Source organism: Cupriavidus sp. CP313 (assembly GCF_054072015.1).
The window spans coordinates 21,260-41,666 of record NZ_JBSVZB010000014.1 but is presented as its reverse complement, the minus strand read 5'-3'; the positions used below and the strand labels follow the sequence as shown (position 1 = coordinate 41,666).

The 20,407-nt window shown below is 63.1% G+C and carries 18 protein-coding genes and 2 pseudogenes; 8 read left to right on the top strand and 12 right to left on the bottom strand.

Features of this window, described 5'->3' with window-relative positions; genetic code table 11:
* Positions 1–17 precede the first annotated feature (17 nt).
* Both pdxA and ACW4E8_RS19505 read left to right on the top strand, forming a co-directional pair.
* Positions 18–1,019, top strand: coding sequence for a 4-hydroxythreonine-4-phosphate dehydrogenase PdxA (gene pdxA, locus ACW4E8_RS19510; RefSeq protein ID WP_042875749.1), 1,002 nt, complete (start codon positions 18–20; stop codon positions 1,017–1,019).
* A 79-nt stretch (positions 1,020–1,098) separates the two neighbouring features.
* Entirely contained in the window at positions 1,099–1,878 is a 780-nt protein-coding gene (locus tag ACW4E8_RS19505; RefSeq protein ID WP_456806026.1) for a DeoR/GlpR family DNA-binding transcription regulator, read from the top strand.
* A gap of 53 nt (positions 1,879–1,931) precedes the next feature.
* Here the strand turns inward: ACW4E8_RS19505 and ACW4E8_RS19500 are convergent, their stop codons facing one another.
* From ACW4E8_RS19500 to ACW4E8_RS19485, 4 genes are all read right to left on the bottom strand, one after another.
* The gene (locus tag ACW4E8_RS19500; RefSeq protein ID WP_456806025.1) at positions 1,932–3,488 is read right to left on the bottom strand and encodes a UxaA family hydrolase; all 1,557 of its coding nucleotides are present in this window, start codon (positions 3,486–3,488) and stop codon (positions 1,932–1,934) included.
* The gene (locus ACW4E8_RS19495) at positions 3,485–5,089 is read right to left on the bottom strand and encodes an aldehyde dehydrogenase (NADP(+)) (RefSeq protein WP_456806024.1); all 1,605 of its coding nucleotides are present in this window, start codon (positions 5,087–5,089) and stop codon (positions 3,485–3,487) included. The genes ACW4E8_RS19500 and ACW4E8_RS19495 overlap by 4 nt, the downstream gene beginning before the upstream one ends.
* Positions 5,090–5,125: 36 nt before the next feature.
* Positions 5,126–6,457, bottom strand: a complete 1,332-nt coding sequence (locus ACW4E8_RS19490) for an MFS transporter (protein ID WP_456806023.1) — start codon at positions 6,455–6,457, stop codon at positions 5,126–5,128.
* Between the two features lie 132 nt (positions 6,458–6,589).
* On the bottom strand, positions 6,590–7,789 hold the full coding sequence (locus ACW4E8_RS19485) for a fumarylacetoacetate hydrolase family protein (RefSeq protein WP_456806022.1): 1,200 nt from the start codon (positions 7,787–7,789) through the stop codon (positions 6,590–6,592).
* 150 nt (positions 7,790–7,939) lie between these two features.
* On the opposite strand from ACW4E8_RS19485, the gene ACW4E8_RS19480 reads away from it, so the two are divergent.
* A complete protein-coding gene (locus tag ACW4E8_RS19480; protein WP_456806021.1) occupies positions 7,940–8,878 on the top strand; it encodes a LysR substrate-binding domain-containing protein in 939 nt (312 codons plus the stop codon).
* 93 nt (positions 8,879–8,971) lie between these two features.
* Here ACW4E8_RS19480 and ACW4E8_RS19475 read toward each other — a convergent pair.
* Both ACW4E8_RS19475 and ACW4E8_RS19470 read right to left on the bottom strand, forming a co-directional pair.
* Positions 8,972–9,487: pseudogene (locus ACW4E8_RS19475) on the bottom strand (cytochrome b/b6 domain-containing protein); the annotation flags it as partial.
* 25 nt (positions 9,488–9,512) lie between these two features.
* Positions 9,513–9,779, bottom strand: coding sequence for a PepSY domain-containing protein (locus ACW4E8_RS19470; RefSeq protein ID WP_114135564.1), 267 nt, complete (start codon positions 9,777–9,779; stop codon positions 9,513–9,515).
* Positions 9,780–10,092: 313 nt separating this feature from the next.
* Between ACW4E8_RS19470 and ACW4E8_RS19465 the strand changes: the two genes are divergently transcribed.
* Positions 10,093–10,506: a YybH family protein gene (locus ACW4E8_RS19465; RefSeq protein ID WP_456806020.1), complete on the top strand. Its 414-nt coding sequence runs from the start codon at positions 10,093–10,095 to the stop codon at positions 10,504–10,506.
* On the opposite strand, the pseudogene ACW4E8_RS19460 reads toward ACW4E8_RS19465, so the two are convergent.
* Positions 10,506–10,625: pseudogene (locus ACW4E8_RS19460) on the bottom strand (integrase); the annotation flags it as partial. The gene ACW4E8_RS19465 and the pseudogene ACW4E8_RS19460 overlap by 1 nt on opposite strands.
* Before the next feature lie 417 nt (positions 10,626–11,042).
* Between ACW4E8_RS19460 and ACW4E8_RS19455 the strand changes: the two are divergent.
* Together ACW4E8_RS19455 and ACW4E8_RS19450 are read left to right on the top strand one after the other, a co-directional pair.
* Positions 11,043–13,289 (top strand): spermidine synthase, encoded by a 2,247-nt coding sequence (locus tag ACW4E8_RS19455; protein WP_456806019.1) that lies wholly within the window; start codon positions 11,043–11,045, stop codon positions 13,287–13,289.
* 321 nt (positions 13,290–13,610) lie between these two features.
* The gene (locus ACW4E8_RS19450) at positions 13,611–13,913 is read left to right on the top strand and encodes a hypothetical protein (protein WP_456806018.1); all 303 of its coding nucleotides are present in this window, start codon (positions 13,611–13,613) and stop codon (positions 13,911–13,913) included.
* Between the two features lie 44 nt (positions 13,914–13,957).
* Here ACW4E8_RS19450 and ACW4E8_RS19445 read toward each other — a convergent pair whose 3' ends face one another.
* A complete protein-coding gene (locus ACW4E8_RS19445; protein ID WP_456806017.1) occupies positions 13,958–14,923 on the bottom strand; it encodes a LysR family transcriptional regulator in 966 nt (321 codons plus the stop codon).
* A 279-nt stretch (positions 14,924–15,202) separates the two neighbouring features.
* Between ACW4E8_RS19445 and ACW4E8_RS19440 the strand changes: the two genes are divergently transcribed.
* A complete protein-coding gene (locus ACW4E8_RS19440) occupies positions 15,203–16,183 on the top strand; it encodes an amidohydrolase family protein (RefSeq protein ID WP_456806016.1) in 981 nt (326 codons plus the stop codon).
* 31 nt (positions 16,184–16,214) lie between these two features.
* On the top strand, positions 16,215–17,183 hold the full coding sequence (locus tag ACW4E8_RS19435) for a Bug family tripartite tricarboxylate transporter substrate binding protein (RefSeq protein WP_456806015.1): 969 nt from the start codon (positions 16,215–16,217) through the stop codon (positions 17,181–17,183).
* A gap of 414 nt (positions 17,184–17,597) precedes the next feature.
* Here the strand turns inward: ACW4E8_RS19435 and ACW4E8_RS19430 are convergent, their stop codons facing one another.
* From ACW4E8_RS19430 to ACW4E8_RS19415, 4 genes are all read right to left on the bottom strand, one after another.
* Positions 17,598–18,125 (bottom strand): DUF3455 domain-containing protein, encoded by a 528-nt coding sequence (locus ACW4E8_RS19430; RefSeq protein WP_456806014.1) that lies wholly within the window; start codon positions 18,123–18,125, stop codon positions 17,598–17,600.
* Between the two features lie 294 nt (positions 18,126–18,419).
* The gene (locus ACW4E8_RS19425; protein WP_456806013.1) at positions 18,420–18,866 is read right to left on the bottom strand and encodes a cupin domain-containing protein; all 447 of its coding nucleotides are present in this window, start codon (positions 18,864–18,866) and stop codon (positions 18,420–18,422) included.
* Between the two features lie 211 nt (positions 18,867–19,077).
* Positions 19,078–19,578, bottom strand: coding sequence for a phospholipase D family nuclease (locus ACW4E8_RS19420; RefSeq protein ID WP_456806012.1), 501 nt, complete (start codon positions 19,576–19,578; stop codon positions 19,078–19,080).
* A gap of 226 nt (positions 19,579–19,804) precedes the next feature.
* Positions 19,805–20,395, bottom strand: coding sequence for a TMEM175 family protein (locus tag ACW4E8_RS19415; protein WP_456806011.1), 591 nt, complete (start codon positions 20,393–20,395; stop codon positions 19,805–19,807).
* Between the last annotated feature and the right edge of the window lie 12 nt (positions 20,396–20,407).

The window sequence follows — 20,407 nt, the reverse complement described above, 5'->3', positions numbered from 1 at the left end:
CGACAAGAGACACATAAATGAGCGACTACCTCCCCGTCATCGGTATCACCATGGGCGATGCCACAGGCATCGGCCCCGAAGTCATCGTCAAGAGCCTCGCGCATGACAGCGTTCGTGCGCAATGCCGCCCGCTCGTCATCGGCGACGCGCGCCGGCTGGAACTGGCCGGCCGGCTCGTCGGCTCCCCGCTTAAGGTGCACGCCATCCAGGCCCCGGAGGAAGCGCGCTTCCAGTCCGGCACCATCGACTGCATCGACCTGGGCCTGATCCCGGAAGACCTGCCCTTCGGCAAGCTGTCCGCCGTCGCCGGCGATGCCGCCTTCCGCTACATCGAGCGCGCGGTGGCGCTGACCCGCGACGAGAAGATCGATGCGATCTGCACAGCGCCGCTGAACAAGGAAGCCCTGCACGCGGGTGGTCACAAGTTTCCCGGCCACACGGAAATGCTGGCGTACCTGACCGGCACCCCGGAGGTGTCGATGATGCTGGTGGCGCCGAAGCTGCGCGTGATCCACGTCACCACGCACATCGGCCTGCTCGACGCCATCCGCAAGATCGAGCCGGGCCTGGTCCAGCGCACGATCGAGCGCGGCCATCAGACGCTGCAGCGCGCTGGCATTGCATCGCCGCGCATCGGCGTATGCGGCATCAATCCGCACGCCGGCGAGAACGGCCTGTTCGGCCACGGCGAGGAGGAGGAAAAGATCATCCCGGCGGTCGAGGCCTTGCGCGCGCGCGGGTGGGACGTGGAAGGTCCGCTGCCCGCCGACACGCTGTTCTATCGCGCCGGCCGCGGTGACTTCGATCTGGTGGTGGCGATGTACCACGACCAGGGCCACGGGCCGGTCAAGGTGCTCGGACTGGAGGCCGGCGTCAACATCACGGTGGGGCTGCCGGTCATCCGCACGTCGGTGGATCACGGCACCGCCTTCGACATCGCCGGCAAGGGGATCGCCGACGAACGCAGCCTGCTGGAGGCGCTGCGCCAGGGCGCTGAGCTGGCCACGCGCCGCGCCTGAGCCATCGGCGCACGCCGGGGCTGCCGGCTCCTGTAAGATCGGGGATCGTTGAGGATCCCCCATTTTCATTTCGCCTGCCATGAAAGCCGCCGACCGCCGCCGCGCCATTCTCGAACTCGTGCTCTCGGGCGAGGTCGCCAATGTCGAACAGTTGACCGGCAGCCTCGGGGTTTCCGTGGCCACGGTGCGCCGCGATCTGACCGCGCTGGCTCGCGAGGGTCGCATTGTGCGGACCTACGGCGGCGCCGCCGCGCTGATGCAGGTGGGTGGCCACGAGCCCGAGGCTTCGCTTGAGGAGCGCAAGTCGCTGCAGCGTGAGCAGAAGGAATCCATTGCCCGCCTGGCGGCGAGCTTCGTGCAGGACGGCGACGCCGTGCTGCTCGATAGCGGCACCACGGCCGCTGCGCTGGCTCGGCAGCTGGGCGCGCGCGAAGACCTCCATGTCTACACCACCAACCTGTTGGCCGTCACCGCGCTCACCGGCCTGCCCGGCATCCGCGTGACGCTGATCGGCGGCGACGTGCGCCCCTCCAGCATGGGCACCTTCGGTCCGCTGGCCCAGGTAACGCTGTCGCGCATCAGCGTCGACAAGGCGTTCCTTGGCGCGGACGGCGTGGTTGCAGGCGTGGGGCTGTGCGAGGCCAGCGCGGAGCAGGCCTACCTGAAGGAGTGCATCGTCCGCCAGGCGGCCGATATCTTTGTGCTGGCCGACGCTACGAAGCTGGGCCGGGCACAGCAGCAGCACTGGACGCCGCTCGACCGCGCATGGACGTTGATTACCGATGCGGCGGCCACGGCCGAGCAGTTGGAACCGTTCCAGGCATTAAAGCAGGTACGTGTGGCGGTCGCCACCGATTGATTCCCCGCGCGCAGCTGCTGCTGAGAAGCGTTAAATCTGCGAGCGACGGTCCGTCAGGTGATCGCGCCGAGCTGCCAGGGAACGAACTCGTTCTGGCCGTAACCGTGCAGTTCGCTCTTTGAGCGCTGTCCCGAAGCCGTTGCCAGCATGAGGCTGAAAATCTCTCCCCCGAGCTCGTCGATCGTCTGCGAGCCATCGATCACGGTGCCGCAGTTGATGTCGATATCCTCCTGCTGGCGCTGCCACAAGGCAGTATTGGTGCCGAGCTTCAGGGACGGGGACGGTGCACAGCCATAGGCGGAGCCGCGCCCGGTGGTAAAGCAGATCAGGTTGGCGCCGCCGGCCACCTGTCCGGTCGCCGAGACCGGATCGTAGCCAGGGGTGTCCATGAAGACCAGGCCAGCCGCCTCCACCGGCTCTGCGTAGCGGTATACGTCGACCAGGTTGGTGGTGCCGCCCTTTGCCACGGCACCGAGCGATTTCTCCAGGATGGTGGTGAGCCCGCCCGCCTTGTTGCCGGCGGACGGGTTGTTGTCGAGGCTGGCGTTCATGCGCGCGCAGTAGGCTTCCCACCAGCGGATCCGGTCGAGCAGCTTGTGCCCGACTGCCGGCGATACGGCACGGCGCGTCAGCAAATGCTCGGCGCCATAGATCTCCGGCGTCTCCGACAGGATGGCGGTACCGCCGTGCGCCACCAGCCGGTCGACGGCTGCGCCAAGCGCGGGATTGGCGCTGATGCCGGAATAGCCGTCGGAGCCGCCGCATTGCAGTCCGACCACCAGGTGGCTGGCATCGACGGGCTCGCGTCGCACCCGGTTGGCGTCGGGCAGCATCGCCTTGATCTGCTCGATGCCTGCCGCCACCGTACGGGCCGTGCCGCCGGTGGCCTGGATGGTCATGGTTTTCAGCGCGGCGCCGCGCGCCAGTCCCTCGCTGTCGAGCAGGCCGTCGATCTGGTTGGTTTCGCAGCCCAGCCCGACGATCAGCACGGCTGCAAAGTTGGGGTGGCGCGCATAGCCCGCCAACGTGCGTCGCAGCAGCGCCAGGCCTTCGCCTTCGCCATCCACCGCGCAGCCTTGCCCGTGCGTCAGGGCTACCACGCCATCCACGTTCGGGTAGTCTGCCAGCGCCTGCGGATTGAGCTCGCGCCGGAAATGCTCGGCGATGGCGCGTGCCGCGGTGGCTGAGCAATTGACGGAGATAAGGATGCCGATGTAGTTGCGCGTGCCGACCCGCCCATCGGCGCGGACGATGCCCATGAATTGCGCGCGCTGCGCCGCCACCGTGGCAGGGCGCTTACCGGTGCCAAACGCGTAGTCGCGCTCGAACTCGCCGATGGCCAGGTTGTGGGTGTGGACGTGCTCGCCTGGCGCGACCGGGCGCGTGGCGAAGCCGATGACCTGTCCGTAGCGGCGCACCGGCGCGCCGCCCTCGAGTGCGCGCACTGCCAGCTTGTGCCCTGCGGGCACCAGGCCGCGTACCACCAGGCCTGCGCCGAGGCGCGCGCCTGCCACCAGTTGCGCACGCGCGATGACGACATCGTCATCCGGATGCAGCCGTATGACGGGTTCGGCGGCGGTTGCTGCTTCCTGTTCCAGGACGACGCTCATGCTGCGGCCTCCAGATCGTGCGCGCCTTGCAGCGCAGCGCGTGTCGGCACGCCGTCGACCAGGCGCGTCAGCTGCCACGGGTTACGGTCGCGCAAGGCCGGTGGGAGCAGGGAATCGGGATAGTTCTGGTAGCACACCGGGCGCAGGAAGCGCTCGATGGCAGCGCTGCCGACGGAGGTGCCGCGCGCATCGGTGGTAGCCGGGTAGGGGCCGCCGTGGACGATGGCGTCGCTGACTTCCACGCCGGTCGGGTAACCGTTGAAGAGCAAACGGCCGACCTTGCTTTCCAATAGCCCGATCAGTGCGGCGTGGTGATGGAGGTCACCGTCATCGGCCATCAACGTGGCCGTAAGCTGGCCGCGCATCCGTTCGGCAAAGGCCAGGAAGTCGTCTTCGGAATCCAGCGCGACGATCACCGTCGACGGGCCGAATACCTCCTCCTCCAGCGGACGATTTTCCGCAAACAGCACGCTGCGATCGGCCTTCAGCAGATGTCCGCCGATGCGGCCGTCCGCTTGCTTTGACACCAGGACTTCCACGCCGGGGACTTCGCGCAAGCCGGCCAGCCCGCGCTGGAAATTGTCCCGGATGCCGGCGCCCAGCATGGGCTGCGGCTCGGCCAGCGCCAGTGCCGTGCCGAGTTCGGCGACGAACGCATCGAATTCCGGTGAGCGGATGCCAAGCACCACCCCCGGGTTGGTGCAGAGCTGGCCGCAGCCGAGGGTGACCGAGGCCGCCAGTTCGCGCGCAATCTGCGCGCCGCGAGCGGACAGTGCCGAGGGCATCAGGAACACCGGGTTCACGCTCGACATCTCCGCAAACACCGGAATCGGATCCGGCCTCGATTGCGCCAGATCGAACAAAGCCCGGCCCGCAGCCAGTGATCCGGTAAAGCCTACGGCCTTGATGTGCGGCGCCCGTACCAGTGCCGCCCCGGCGGCTGCGGTGCCGAACACCATGTTGAATACGCCCGCCGGTGCACCGCTGCGCGCGATCGCGCGTTCGATCGCATTGGCAACGTATTCAGACGTGACCATGTGGCCGGGATGCGCCTTCACCACCACCGGGCAGCCCGCTGCCAGCGCCGAAGCCGTGTCGCCGCCGGCCACCGAGAATGCGAGCGGGAAATTGCCGGCGCCGAAGACCGCCACCGGACCCACGCCGACGCGGTACTGCCGCAGGTCGGGTCGCGGCAGCGGCTGGCGCGAAGGCTGTGCGCGGTCGATGCGGACATCGAGGAAGTCGCCGCGCCGTACCGTGGCCGCGAACATGCGCAGCTGGTTGCTGGTGCGCTTGCGCTCGCCTTCCAGCCGCGCCGGCGGCAGGGCGGTCTCGCGGCTGGCCGCCGCGATGAACGCCTGGTCCAGCGCGTCGATTTCATCGGCGATGGTCTCCAGCAGCGCGGCGCGTTCGGCCGGGCTGGTGGCGCGCAATGCGGGGAAGGCCTGGTGCGCGGCCAGCGCGGCTGCTGCAACTTCGGCTTCGGCGGCTTCGTGGAAGCTGACCGGGTACCGCTCGCCGGTCACGGCGTCGATGCTGAACAGCGGGGTGCCGGCGGCACGGCGTTCGCCGCCAATGTAGTGAAGTCCGAGGATGGTCATGTCAGGGTGTATTGGTGCAGGGAATACGTGACGCAGTCAGGCCGCCTCGGAGGAGCCGAGCCGCAGCGTCGCGGTGCGGCGGGCCCGTGCGCCGATGCTCATCAGCAGCAGCACGCCGACCACGCCTGCGATTGCCAGGGCCAGCATGCCCGCTTGCTGGCTATGGAATGCGGATTCAACCGCGGTCTTCAGCGTCGGCGCGATAAAGCCACCGAGATTGCCCAGCGCACCGATCAGGGCGATGCCGCTGGCCGCGGCGGTGCCACTCAGGTACGCGGTGGGCAGCGTCCAGAACAGCGGCTGGACCACGACAAAGCCGACGGTAGCCAGGCAGAACGCCATCAGCACGGGCACCAGTTCGTGCCCCAGCGTCGACAGTGCGATGCCGGTGGCCGCCATGGCGAGCATGGCCATGGCGAATTCCCGTTGCTTGCCCTTGGCATCCGCGATGCCGGTGATCAGGCGCAGGGAAACCAGCGCGCACAGCCACGGAATCGCGGTGAGCAGGCCGACCTTGGCGCCAATCGCCGTGCCGGTCAGCTCGGAAATACGCGTTGGCAGGTAGAAGATGACGCCGTAGACGCTGACCTGGATGGCGAAGTAGATGGCGACGAAACGCAGCACCTGCCAGTTGCCGAGCGCGCTCAGTGCGGTTGCCGGGCCATGCGCGGTCTTCTGGTTGTCTTCCGCGGCGATCGCGGCTTCGAGCGCAGTCTTCTCGTCGGCGTTCAGCCACTTGGCATCGCGCGGCTTGCTGACCAGGTAGAAGAAGGCGATCACGCCCACCACCGATGCTGCCAGGCCTTCGATGATGAACATCCATTGCCAGTTGCGCAGGCCCAGCTGGCCACCCATCACATCGAGCAGCAGCCCCGAGACCGGCCCGCCCAGCACCAGTGCCACCGGCAAGCCGAAGTAGTAGACGCCGAGCGCCTTGCCGCGCTGGCTGGCAGGAAACCAGTAGGTCGAGTACAGGATCACGCCCGGCGAGAAGCCCGCTTCAGCGACGCCAAGGATAAAGCGCAGCACGTAGAACGAGGTCTCGTCATGCGCGAACATCATGGCCGCCGACGCCAGCCCCCAGGTGACCATGATGCGGCTGAGCCAGACCCTGGCGCCGACCCGGTGCAGGATCAGGTTGCTGGGGATTTCGAAAACGGCATAGCCGATGAAGAAGATGCCGGCGCCAAGCGCATAGGCCGCATTGCCGATATTGGAATCGACCATCAGGGCTTGCTTGACGAAGCCGACGTTGGAGCGGTCGAGCATCGACAGCGCGAACATCAGTGCAAGGAAAGGCGCGAGGCGCAGGCGGGCCTTGCTTACCGCGCTTGCGAGCGGATCTCGGTTGGCAGCTTGAGTCTGCATGGGTTGTCTCCGGTACGAAGCCGCGCGTCGCGGCCTCATGTCATGGATTGCGGCATCCCCGTCTTTTGTTTGCGCGAGGGTTGCTGCGGTGTTCAGGGCGGGGCGCCGTGGCGCTTGTGCAGAAATCGCCGTTCAGAAAGTGGTGTGGCCACGTGCGGCCAGGTTGGCCATCAGGGCGCGTACGCCGAACGTCCACGGAGCGATACGGTCGCTGCGGCCCACGCGGTTGACCAGGCTGCCGAGCTGGCGGCTGGAGATGGTGACAAGATCGCCATCCTTGTGCGTGAAGCCGCCGCCCGCGGTGTCGCGGTCTTCCACCGGCGCGAACAGCGTACCGAGGAACAGCATGGCGCCATCGGGATACTGGTGGGTCGCGCCCATTGCCTGCTCGGCCAGCTCCAGCGGGTCGCGCGTGATCTGGTCCATCGAACTGGTGCCGGACAACACGAAGCCGTCCGGGCCATCGACGCGCAGGTCCACTGTCGCCCGCCGCACGTCGTCCAGCGAGAAACTCTGGTCGAACAGGCGCAGGAACGGACCGATCGCGCAGGAGCCGTTATTGTCCTTGGCCTTGCCCAGCAGCAGCGCACTGCGGCCCTCGAAATCGCGCAGGTTGACGTCATTGCCCAGCGTGGCGCCGAGCACATCACCGCGGCTGTTGATGGCCAGCACGATCTCGGGTTCCGGATTGTTCCACGCCGAGCCGGGATGCAGGCCGATTTCCGTACCGGTGCCAAGCGCCGAAAGCAGCGGTGCCTTGGTGAAGATCTCGGCGTCCGGGCCGATGCCCACTTCGAGGTATTGGGACCACATGCCACGCTCGATCAGCAAGGCCTTGAGCTCGCCCGCCTCGCGGGAACCCGGCCGGATCCGGGACAGGCGCTCGCCCACCAGCGCCTGGATCCGGTTGCGGACCTCGGCGGCGCCTTGCGGGTCGCCCTTGGTCTGCTCCTCGATGACACGCTCGACCAGGCTGCCCGCAAAGGTCACGCCTGCCGCCTTGATCACCTGCAGGTCGCATGGCGCCAGCAGGCGGGCCACGCCGTCGCTGCCGCGCGGATCGGCCGTGTTGGCCAGCAGGTCGTCGAGCTTGCCGATCCAGCGGCCTGGCGTATTGTGCACAATCGTCACCGGGTCACCCTGTTCGAGCAGGGTGCTCATGGTCGGAGCGACATCCGATATGTCGAATACCCCATCCGGCCGCAGGACCACGACTGCCGGGCCGGCCGGAATGCCGTCACTGGCCGGGATCCATGCGCGGCCGACCAGCGTCCCCGCCAGCCCGTCGGCAGGAAGCGTTTGCGTTGCGCTGAGCGTGAGCGGCAATGCCATCGATTGTCTCCACCTGATGTTGTTGTCATGAGCGCCGCGACCACCGCAGCGTTGGGTGGAACTCTACGTGGCAGTCCGATAAACATCCAATCGATTATTGGGTAGAATCGATTCCGTTTAGTTATTGATTCAGCCGGGTTTACCCCCTTCATGGCCAGACAAACCGCTTCCGCCCCTTCCGTCGTGCTCGCCAAGCTGCGCTTCCGGCACCTGCAGCTGTTGGATGTGCTGGGACGCAGCCGCAACCTGCGCATCGCGGCCGAGCAGCTGCATATCACCCAGCCGGCTGCCTCGAAGATATTGAGCGACATTGAAGACACTCTGCAGGCCAGGCTGTTCGATCGCTTGCCAAGGGATATGCGTCCGACCGAATTGGGCGAGTTCGCGCTGCGCTACGCGTCGACGGCGCTGGCCGAGCTCGGCAAGTTTGTGAGCGAACTGGAAGCGCTGCGGGCCGGCGGGCACGGCCACCTCACCGTTGGCGCGATTTCGGCGTCGGCCGCGCAGGTGGTGACCACGGCGATCCGCGAGATCCTGCAGCAGCGCCCGCGGCTGGTCGTCAAGCTGATCGAGCAGAGCAGTGACCAGCTCGCCGTCTGGCTGGAAGACCGGAAGCTGGACATCATGGTCGGGCGCCTGACCGAGCCACGGCACCAGGCGATCTTCGATTTCGAGGCACTGTCACCAGAGCCGGTCTGGGTCGTCTGCCGGCCGGGACATCCCTTGCTGGACAGGCCCAGGCTGGAAATTGCCGACATCGGCGCATGGCCGTGGATCCTTTACCCGCAGCTCACCGCCATCCGGCAACTGTTCGATGAAACCATTGCGGCGGCAGGCATCCAGGGCCTGATCGGCATGGTGGAAACACCGTCAATCTTTTCCACGCTGGAACTGCTGCAGGCGACGGATATGCTTTCGCTGCAGCCGCGCGCCGTGGTCGAGCGCTTCGTCGCGGAAGGCATGCTGGCGCACGTGCCGGTGCCGATCCGGCGCGCCATGTCGAGCTACGGCATTGTCACCCGCAAGAATGAGCTGCCGTCGGAGGCCATGCTGCAGTTCATGGCGGCGCTACGGGCGGCGGCCCGGTGAGACGGCACGGGGATCGGAGATAGCAGGCGGGTCCGAAGAGCTGGCCGATGCGCCGTCCCCGGCAGATGGCTTGCGTTGATCCGGCGCCGCCGGTTTCCTTCCGGTCACCATGGACCGGATCAGGTTCTCCCTGTGCAACCGGCTCATCAGAATCGCGGCGACAACATGCACGCTCACCAGCGCCAACAGCACGTCGGCGAGAACGCCATGGAGGTCCTTGGGCCAGTCCTCGCCCCAGAACATCTCCAGTCTCGACATCCAGCCGGTGGCAGCAAGTGAAACGATGAGGATCCACAGCACGAGCATCATCAGCGCGCCAAGCGGATTGTGGCCAAGGTAGCGGGGCGGACGCCCGGCAACGGCGGCCTTGACGTAGGCAAGCACGCCGCTGCGGCCGGGAACCCATTCGCGGATATTCCCGGCGCCGCTGCCCACCATACCCCACGCCACGCGGGCAAGCACCAGGCACACGGCCGCGTAGCCAAGGTTGCGGTGCAGCGGCCCGCCGGAATCCTCGTACAGGTCCCAGAGCACCAGTGCCGCCACGCCCCAGTGCGTGAAACGGACGATGGGATCCCAGACCCGGACAGACTGGCGTGAAGGCTTCATGGCGCGGCGGCGGGGAGGTGCAGCGTTACTTCTCGATTTCCGCCTTGACTATGTCCAGCGTCTTGGTATCGAAGTAGATCTCCGCTTTTTTCCCTTCCTTGGTCGTGCCGTAGATCTCGTAGCAATTCCCGTCGACCTTGAACTTCTTGATGTTGTAGCCCTGCGCTTCAATCTTGGCGCGGGCATCGCTCTCCTTCATCCACTCGCTCTTGGGGTGTGCGGGACATTTCGCGCTGGCCAGCGCGGAACCGGACACCAGGATCATTGCCATCAGCGCGCCAATTCTAAGCATGAGCGTCTCCGTATCGTGGGAGCAATCAGCATAGTGCACCCAATAATGATTCGCAATCAGCGGCAGCACTACTTGGCAGGCCTTGAGGTTCTGCTGGCGATCGACTGTGGCGCCTGGGTGATCAACAGCATGTCAATCGGAATCCGTGACAGAATACGTGGCATGTCATACGCATACGCTCCCGCACTGCTGATTATTCGCGCCATCCGATCTTTCGGTGGGTAGCGTGCATCTGGCCAAAGTGCAAAACCCGCCCCGGTGGCGGGTTTTTTGTTGCCCGCTTCAGTGGCTCTCATTACAGAGGAACCCAACGATGTCAGCGCACGAGCTCACGCAGATCATCAGGACCGCCGATGCTGCGATCACTGCAGAGGATTTTGATACGCTAATGGCAATCTATGCCGACGACGCAATGCTCGTCGTCAAGCCGGGCATGATTGCAAGGGGCAAGGAGCAGATTCGCCGTGCATTCGTCGCGATCGCCGAGCACTTCAATCACAGCATGACTGTCAGTCAAGGCGAGTCGGTCGTACTGGAGAACGGCGATACTGCCCTTGTGATTATGGAGACGGTACTCAACTCGCTCGATGCGGCGGGTGCTGCGGTCGCAACGATCAGACGTGCGACGTACGTTTTCAGGAAGGGGCCAGAGGGTAATTGGCTCTGTGCGATTGACAATTCGTACGGGACCGATCTGCTTGGGGCGGAATTGTTGTCGGTGACCTGAATCTGTAGCCGAGTACGTATTGCCCAAATCTCGCTGAGTTTCAATGGCGGCTTCTGTCCAGTGAGCTTGCCCTTGTTCCAAGGGATGTGATTGCCGTGAGGGGAGTGCAGTGCTTCCATGACGATCTCCTTTCTTATGAAGGGAGACCAAGTCTGCACTTCATCGCATGGTCGCTGTCTGACCCTCTTCTGCCGCTCGGATCAACAGTGCGGCAATGACCGCTCCGCCGTCGTTCATATCCTTGTGGGCCTTGGCAAATTATCGGCAAAAGCCGACACTGCCGCGGATTCTGCGCCTCGCAGACGGCCAATCCCTAAGTTACAGAGGTGCGGCGCGTGTAAATACCCACTTCCGAAGATGCCATAGAGTCACTCCCGACCTATTCCGTCAGCTTGAGGCCGTTGAGTCAAGCGATTATTCGAGTGAGTCATATCGAATTGGATAGAATCTCTTCCGGTACAAGCCGGCTGCCGGTGATGCCCCAGTACTGGAGCAACATTCTCTTGATGCGGTAACCCTTTGGCAGGAGTTCGCTCATGGTTCGACAGGTCGAGACAGCGGCGAAGTGCCTTGACATCAAGGTGGTTGTGCTTTTTGCACTGACAGTCTTCCTAAGTGCATTCCTCCTGTTTCAGGTCCAGCCGCTGGTGAGCAAGCTGATCTTGCCGTGGTTTGGCGGCAGCCCGACGGTGTGGACCACCGCCATGCTTTTTTTTCAAAGCGTCCTATTCGGCGGCTATGTCTATGCACACACGATTACCCGCCACGGCTCCCCCCGCGTGCAGACCGCAGTTCACTTCGTCTTGCTGATCGCAGCGGCAGTGTTGGCCATGTGGGTCGTGCCCGGCCAATCCATGAAACCCACAGGTGAAGAGAATCCAATCACAAAGATTCTGCTGCTCCTTTGGCTGAGTGTCGGACTGCCGTATTTTTGCTTGGCCACGACCGGTCCGTTGATTCAGTATTGGTTTTCCCGAGCCCGCCCCAGCGATTCGGCGTATCGCCTGTATGCCTTGTCGAACGCGGGATCGTTTATTGCGCTGCTTTCCTTTCCATACGTCTTCGAACCGCTGTTCGAATTGCCGCAATTGGGTCGCTTCTGGGTGTATGGATTCTGGGTTTTTGCCCTTTTGTGCGGCATGGTCACGCTTCGTGTCAGAAGCATGGCCAGACAGCTTCCTGCCGAAGGCAATTCAACAATGACTGGAACGACTGAGGCACCCGACCAGCCAACGCTGACGCAGCGCATCGCGTGGGTAGTGCTACCGGGACTGGCGTCGCTGACCTTCATTGCGACCACGGATCACGTCAGCCACGATATTGCCCCGGAGCCAAGGCTGTGGGTCGGCACACTCAGCCTCTATCTGCTGACGTTTATCATTTGCTTTGATCATCCCCGTTGGTACCGCCGCCGTTGGGTTGCCTTTGCCTGCGTGCTTACTGCCGTACTGCTCAGCGGGCGCAACGAAATTCCCGGTTGGTTCGGTCAGGACTGGGACTATGGCGTGACCAAAGTCCGCTGGAGCCACCTTGTCGTCATGTTTCTCATCTGCTTCATGATGCATGGAGAGTTGTATCGGCGACGCCCCAGTCATCCCAAATTTTTGACAGAGTTCTATCTTTGGATGTCCTTTGGCGGGGCATGCGGCGGACTGTTCGTCGCGCTGATTGCGACGAATTTCTTCGCGGACTACTATGAATGGCCGCTGAGTCTCGTTACGGCCATTGTCCTCGGTTGCTTCATTCTTGCTTCCGAATGGCGCGCGCCAGGCAGTAAAGAAAGTCAAGGCAGCGCATCCGGCAGGTGGGCCAGCCGGCCGCAGGGCAAAGCCCTTCCTATTGCCCTGGCTGTGCCGGTCTGTCTAAGCCTGGCAGGGGTGGTCCTTTACTGGGAGGACCCGCTGCATTGGCGGTCCGACTCGAACCCGGAATACACCGACATTGCGCTGCATCAGTCGCGCAATTTTTATGGGACGATTTCGGTCAAAGAGCGCCGTTATCAACATAGCCCGTCTGAAAACTACCGCGTGTATTACAGCGGCCAGGTCATTCACGGCATCCAATACCTCGATCGGGAAAAACGCCGGTTGCCCGTCGGTTACTACTCGGAAGAGAGTGGCGTGGGGGAAACGCTCGGCTATGCCAAATCCCGCAAGCCCAGTTTGCGCGTGGCCGTTATCGGACTTGGCGCCGGAACGCTGGCGACGTATGCCAGGGCGGCCGACCGCTACGATTTCTATGAGATCAACCCGGACGCGGTGCGGGTCGCCAGCCAATGGTTTGACAATCTGTCCGCCTGCCTCGCACAAGCCAAGCAGGTCATCATCGGGGACGCTCGCCTGAAACTGGAGCAGCAGCCCGCCGACGTCCTGTATGACGTCATTGCATTGGACGCCTTTACCGGAGACTCGGTGCCGATTCACCTGCTGACTCGGGAAGCCTTCCAGCTCTACAGACGCCATCTGAAACCCGATGGCTTTATCGTCATCAACATTACGAACAACTATCTAAATCTCTATCCTGTGGTCCGACTTCAAGCGGAAGCATTGGGCATGGGCTTCCGAAACAAATACCAGCCGCCAGAACCGGATCGGCACATACGCCGCAATCAGTACTTTGTCATGACAGACGATCGCGAATACCTGCACCGTTTTCGGTCGGTGAATCGAAAATATTACGATGAGTACGGCATTTTGGTACGAGTGGAAGATCCCAATCTTCCAAATGTTACTCTCTGGACCGACCATTTCAGCAGCTTGAACCCTATCGAACTGCCCGATTAAACTCCGAGAGTATGGATGATGGGCGTAGGAGTCGATACGACTCGCCGCAAAGGCCGATGTTGTGCAACGCGCGCACTGGCCAAGGATGGCGGCGGCACGGTGGCCGATGCCGCTCTCAATTGACTGCAAGCATTCTGTTGTTTGTCAGCGACACTGAAGTCCAAGAGTCTGGCGCCTACACGACTGTTCGGATCTAGTCAGCGAATGACGGAAACAGCCGACTCCGGCCGGCTGAGCGAGGGCGCCGGCTGACTCTTCCTGGCCGGAATGGGACTTCCGACCGGTGCCTGCCAGTCGGCGCGTCCCGACCCAATGGAGTCCGTGCCGGGCTATCTGACCGATTGGCAGGTCTACCCAGGAAGCCGCTGGTCGGCCAACGTGACGCGGAATCACAGTTTGCAAGCAGCAGTCATTCGCAAGGGGTCTGGCGTCGGCCATGACGAACTCAACCTCGAACAGCAGCTTTGCGGGGGCGCGATCTGGCGCTCACAGCGGGTACAGGCGCCTGCGGAAAGCGGCCATCGGGCAACCGCATGGCCCACTTGCGAGATCCCGTCGCAGTGGTTGTGGGTTGGCATCATCGCCAATTTGGCCGGCTGGCCTTTCATGTCAAGAGTGAATTGAGTGACCCTGGCCTGATCAGATGGTGCGCAGTGCGGCGGCGGTCATCAGAACCGTTGCTTGCACAGGGTCTTCAGCGTGCGCACAAAGGTCGCCATGGTGGGTGAGTCACCCGCACCCTGGCGCCGGTAAAGCGCCACCGGCGGCAGCGGCCACTCCAAGTCGCAGGGCACGCTGGCCACGTGCGCGCGGGTGGAGAGATCGTGCGCCACGTCGGCGGGCACTATGGCCACCATCGACGGATTGCGCTCGATCATGCGGCCGACGATCTTGAGCGAATGGGTTTCGATGGCCGGCACCGGTGGCTCTTCGCCCACGTGTAGGAACAGGTCCAGCACCGAGGCGCCCAGCGCCGTGCCCGCGGGCGGCAGGACCCAGTCCATGGTGGCGAGCTCGTGCCAGTCCAGCGCGCGCTTGCCCAGATGCTTGGCAGTCTTGAGGTGGCACACCAGCGCTGGGCGCTGGCGGAACAGGATGTCGCAGCGCAGGTCACGCACCTGCGCCGCGCCGCGCGCGCGTGCCACCACGCCTTCGAGCCTGTGCTCGCGAAGCAGGGCCAGCAGGCGGTCGCTACTGGCTTCCTCCACCGAGAATACGAACGGCCCGACCTGCTCGCGCGTGTGCGAGAGCGTGTCGCACAGCAACTGGCCGGACAGGTAGTGGATCACGCCGATGCTGAGCCGCTCGGTGAAACCCAGGCGGATTGCGGCCATGTCGTTGGCCCAGTCCTGCAGGTCGACCAGCAGGCGCGATGCGCGCGAGATCGCGATGCGCCCCACGGGCGTGGGCGTGACGCCACCGCGTTGCCGCGTGAATAGAGCCGTGCCCATCATGGATTCGATCTCGGCCAGCATCTGCGTCAAGTAGGGCTGGGTCACCCCCCATTCCTGCGCCACGCGGGAGAGCGAGCCGTACTCGCTCAGCGCGACCAGCAGGTTGAGCTGGCGCGCCTTCAGGCGCGAGCGCATGCGGCCCAGCGTTTCAAGGGCTAGGGCGGTGAGTCGGTCGGGCATAAGTATTTACTTATCCTGGTATCAAGATATCTGCCAATACGTTTATGCCAGATCACTACAGTAGCGTCTAGTGTCCTGCTCCGTAAATGGCTTGCCAAAATGAAATCGTCCAGTTGGTCGTCAGGCTAGGCGCGAGGAGGCGCCATAGCCGTAGCTATGGCAACGACGAGCAACGACGCGTGGCGGCCAACTGGGCGATTTCATGGCAAGGTATTTGCGGAACAGGACACTAGGCCTCGATCGAACATCCGTCACTCACACACCACAGGAGCCCCCTTGATGCCTGTTATCGATGTTCACACCCACATCTTCACAAAACCTTGGCTGGAGCTGCTCAAGCGCCAGGGCGGCCTCTACAACATCCAGCAGCGCCCCGACGGCCAGCACGAGGTATTCCGTGGCGACACGCCCGTGGTCATCCCACAGAAAGGGCACTTCGACTACGATCTACGCATCCAGCACATGGACGCGGCCGGCATCGACATCTCAGTCATGTCGCTGACTTGCCCCAATGTGTTCTGGGGCGACGAGGAAACCAGCTGCGAAGCGGCGCGCGAATCCAACGATTCGCTGGCGCAGGCGCAGGCGGCTCACCCGAGCCGGCTGCGCTGGTTCACCTCGCTGCCGTGGGAATACCCGCAGCGCGCGCTCGACGAGCTCAAGCGCACCTGCGACAACGGTGCGAGCGGCGTCATGGTGCTGGCCAACATCGCCGGCCGCAGCCTGACCGCCCCGGCCTTCGCACCCATCTGGGCCGAAATCGACCGTCGCGCGCTGCCGGTGCTGGTGCACCCCACCGACCCGCCGGGCGCCGACCTGATGGACATGACGAAGTTCGACCTGAGCTGGTCCGTGGGCTTCATGTTCGACACCACGCTCGCCATCACGCGCATGATCTTCGAGGGCTTCTTCGACCAATACCCCAACCTCAAGATCATCGCCTCGCATGCGGGTGGTGCGTTGCCCTACCTGGCCGGCCGTTTCGAGAAGGGCCACGAGGTCGAGATCCCCCAGCGGCGCAAGATGCAGCGCACGCCCATCGACTACCTGCGCCACATCCACTACGACTGCATCTCGTACAGTCCGGCTTCGCTGGAGTTCCTGATCTCGGTCGTCGGCGCCGACCGCGTGATGTTCGGCACCGACTGGCCGCACCAGGTTCACGACACGCGCGGGTCCTTCGCCAATACCGAGCGGCTGTCCGCCGCGCAGCGCGACGCCGTGCGTTCGAGCAATGCCATGCGAGTATTCGGTTTCTGATCGACTTCGGCTGACCAAGGAGACTCTCACCATGATGAAGCGACGCGTTTTCAATCGGGTGGCTGCAACCATGGCGCTGGCCGCCGCGCTGCCCATGGGCGCCCTCGCCCAGGACAAGCCGCCCCTCAAGCTGCTGGTCGGCTTCGCGCCCGGCGGCTCGGTCGATGTCGTGGCGAGGCTGCTGGCCGAGCGCCTGCGCCTGCCGCTCGGCCAGCAGGTGATCGTCGAGAACAAGCCTGGAGCTGGCGGTCGCCTGGTGCTTGGGGAAGTAAAGCGCGCGCCGGCCGACGGCAACACGCTGGTAATTTCGCCCAGCGGCGCGTTGGTGATCTCGCCATGGCTCTACAACCTCAACTACGACCCGGTGAAGGACTTCACGCCCATCGCGCGTGTGGTGACCTTCGACTTCGCGGTGACGGCGGGTCCGGCGGCGCCGGCCGGCGACATCCGCGCGGTGCTGAACTGGCTCAAGGCCAACCCGGTCCGCGCCAACTACGGCACTTCGGGCGCAGGCACCGTGCCGCACTTTGCGGGCGTGCTGCTGTCGCAGGCCTCAGGCGTGCCGCTCACGCACGTGGCCTACAAGGGCGGCGCGCCGGCGGTGTCCGATCTGCTGGGCGGACAGATTCCCATCATGGTGGACACGATATCGGAGACCATCGAGCATCACCGCGCGGGCCGCCTGCGCATCCTCGCGGTCACGGGTAACGCGCGATCGCCGGCGCTGCCCGACGTGCCCACGCTCAAGGAGGCCGGAATCGACGCCACAGCGGAGGCCTTCGTCGGCCTGTTCGCCCCGGCAGGCCTGCCGGCCGACAAGGTCAAGCGCCTGTCCGACGCGATAGCCGAAGTGCTCAAGGCGCCCGATCTCCAGGCGCGCGTCCGCGAGATCGGCCTGAATGCGAACTACGCCGGCCCGCAGCAACTCGGCGAGACCCAGGTCGCCGAGCTCAGGCGCTGGGAACGGCCCATCAAAGCATCGGGCTACAAGGCCGAGTGACGTTGCCGCCGTGTAGCATGCAGGGGCTGGCCGTGCTCGTGGGCCGGCCGGTCCCGCACAGGCAGGTCATTCTTTTCCTTCAGTCCGAGTCGAGCCGGCGACTGGAACGTGAAGCGCAATGCAACGCGCTACCTGGCCGAACTGGACCCACCGACAGCGATGCATCGATCGGGCTGCCGAGCCGTGACCTCAAGGAGAGGCTCGCCAAGGTCAAAGGACAGATGCGCTCTCTGAGCGAGCTCGGCGAGCAGATAAAGAGCAGCGTTGACGGACAGCTCTCCATGACTGATCCGGACGCAAAGGCAGGCACTTGCCAGCACCAGCACCTGCGGAAACTCTGCTTCAAGACGCCGAACTCAAGCCGCGCCAGCGGGGAGTACTTAACCGGCACGGTATCTGCCAGCGTCACCTTGGCTATTCCAGGAAGACGTAGTCCGCCCGATACGGCATGCGATTCTCCTGTCCCTCCTGTGTGCAGGCCTGAGGGAGGGCTTGTCCGCCTAACGTATTCAGCCGTTGCACGTAACGCGTCCTCGCAAGCAGGCCAGCTCCGCCGGTGCTCGTTGCCTGCAACAGCAAGAGTGGAATGCTGTCCGGCTCCTGAGCATTGGGCGTCTGTCGCAATACCTTGCCGGTCACCTTGCTGCCGTCAGGCGCTTCCCAGGTCGGCCCAGCGTAGTGTTTGACGACGAGTTGTCCGGTGTCATCCTTCAGGGTTGCTTCCGGGGCCGAAAAGCTCCATAACAACCGGCCGTCGTTCGCACGCTTGCACTGATAAATCTGTACACCGGATGCGTGCAGCACCGCGATCGTTCCACGCGCGTCGGTGGGTTGGAGTTCGGGCGGAGCCGACATCCTCGGTGTGGTACACGAAACGAGCACGCCTGCCATGCAGAGTACAGTGAGATTCGCTTTGCGAAAATGCCGAGAACCTTGCGACATTTGGCCTCCTTACCTGAGCCCATGGGAGGATAGTACTTCCCGAGCCACGTTGCCAGTTGCGTCCGCGCGGGTCCGGACGGTGCCGGCCCGCGGGTGGAGCCCATCGGCGAACGAGTCCCGGCGCCCACATGCAAGAATCCGGCCGCTTGCTCTTAGGTAGCGGCGGTGGTGAGAGCGATGGCACGGGCGCTTCTGGCCCAAGAAGGGGCCTTGGCCCGGGCTATAGGGGCGTCTCTTCCCGACCCTGAGCAGTCAGATGAGTCTTCCGAAAAACCGACGTTCAGCGCCCAGGTTTCATTGTGGTGGTGGCGCCGGCACCAGCCCGTACCTGGACATGACACCGATAAGCTTCGAGCGGTCGAGCGGCCCGCCGGCGCTTACGATTGTTCCGACATCACGAAAATACTGAGCACCTATGTCGGGCGTAAGGACGATCAGTGCGCGGGCCGTGCCATTCTGCGGGTTGCTAAAGTGATGAACCGACCCACGTGGGGTAAACATCCATTCGCCCGGTACCAGGTCTCGGACTACCCCGTCGACCGAGTACCGAAGTATGCCCTCCAGCACATAGACGCACTCTTCGTTACGTGTGTGGCTATGTGGCGGTGGGACTTGTGAGTCGGGGGCCACAGTCAATTCGAAAACACCCATCCCGCCCGTGGCAGTTCCATCAATCAGGTACTGAATGCTCAATTGACCAATGTTGATTGGTTCGATCGGAGCGCCGCCGCTAAGTGTCATTTTCGAACTCCTTCGGATTAAGGATTATCGTCAGTCCGCCGGCGTTGAAGGTAAGGGGCGTGCCACTTGCGGCGCGTCCGCCGACCGAACGAAGCGCAATTCATCTAGGATTATGCGCCTCTCAGGAACGTATTTTGTCCGGGAGCGGCGACAGGCCGCTATTGGCCGGGAAGAGCCCGATTGTCGCGGCGATCCGACAAGCTGGCGCCAGTCAGGGTGTGGGATATGCCTTCCCGAGATCCCAGCGTGATTGCCAATGCTCGATGTACTGGCGTGAAACTTCCGGCATGTCTCGAATGACGACCACATTCTCGGAGTTGGCGGTCTCGGCGGACGGCGCGAAATTGAAGGAGCCCGTTTCGACCGTGTTGCCGTCGACGATAATCGTCTTGTCGTGATGGATGTGGAAATGGTCGTTGGTCCGCAGTTCCACACCGTTACGGGTCACGAAGTCCATGGCTGCCTTGCTCGCACGGCCCAAGTTGCGTTTTTTGTCTATCACCACGCGCACTTCTACGCCGCGATTTTTGGCATCGACCAGTGCCTGCATGATGTCAGGAGCCTGGAACGAGTAGGCGAGCATTTGTATGGTGTGCTTGGCGCTGCCGATAGTCTCCAGGACAAGCTTTCGCGCCGAGCCTTCCGGGGAGAAACCGACCTGAATGCTGGGATCGGCATGGGACAGGGGTGAAATGCTCAGTAATGCAGCCAATGCGATGCTTCGAATTCTTGTCATGACTTCGGAACTTAGTCTGTACAAGCACGATGCTGCCTTATGTGTCAGCGTCTAGTCCACCAGAGTTGCTGGAAATTTGGAACCCGAATACACGCAGGGTCAGTCCGAACGCTTCCTTGTTCCGGATGTGGCAACGGAGCATGGCATGCTCCGTGTCCTGGGCTCACATCTGGCTCAATCCTGAGCCCCATACCGTCAGAGTTCATGGGTTTTTATCGAGCAGATATTTTTCAATGCGGGAATCGGGAACGAACCATACGCCAGCCATTAAGGTCAGTATAAAAAACGCAGCTACGCTGCTGAAAAAACTGGCCAGGATCGCTAATGCGTAGATAGGGATGGAGAGCTTCCCTTTGAGGTCGTTTCCGATGGCTTGCCCAAGTGCGGAATGTTCGCCGTCATACTTGATGATGAGTTTTGTGAGCAGTGAGTAAGAGACGGCGCACATGAACAGGACAAATGCATACATTGCCGTCGGTGTCTGCGCGAAGGCAGATTTTCCAGTCCAGGTGGTGGTGAATGGAATCATGCTTAGCCAAAACAGCAGGTGGAGGTTCGCCCACATAATTTTGCCGTTAATTCCACGGGCAACTTTAAACAGGTGATGGTGGTTGTTCCAGTATATTCCGACGTAAACAAAACTTAGTACATAGCCGAAAAAATTAGAGGCATTATTAAGGATGTCTTTAAGCGAAAAGCCTTCCGGAACCTGTAGTTGAAACAACATGAGTGTCAAGCTTACGGAAATGACACCATCGCTGAATGATTCAAGCCTGTTTGTGCTGATGCTCATGATGTCATTCAC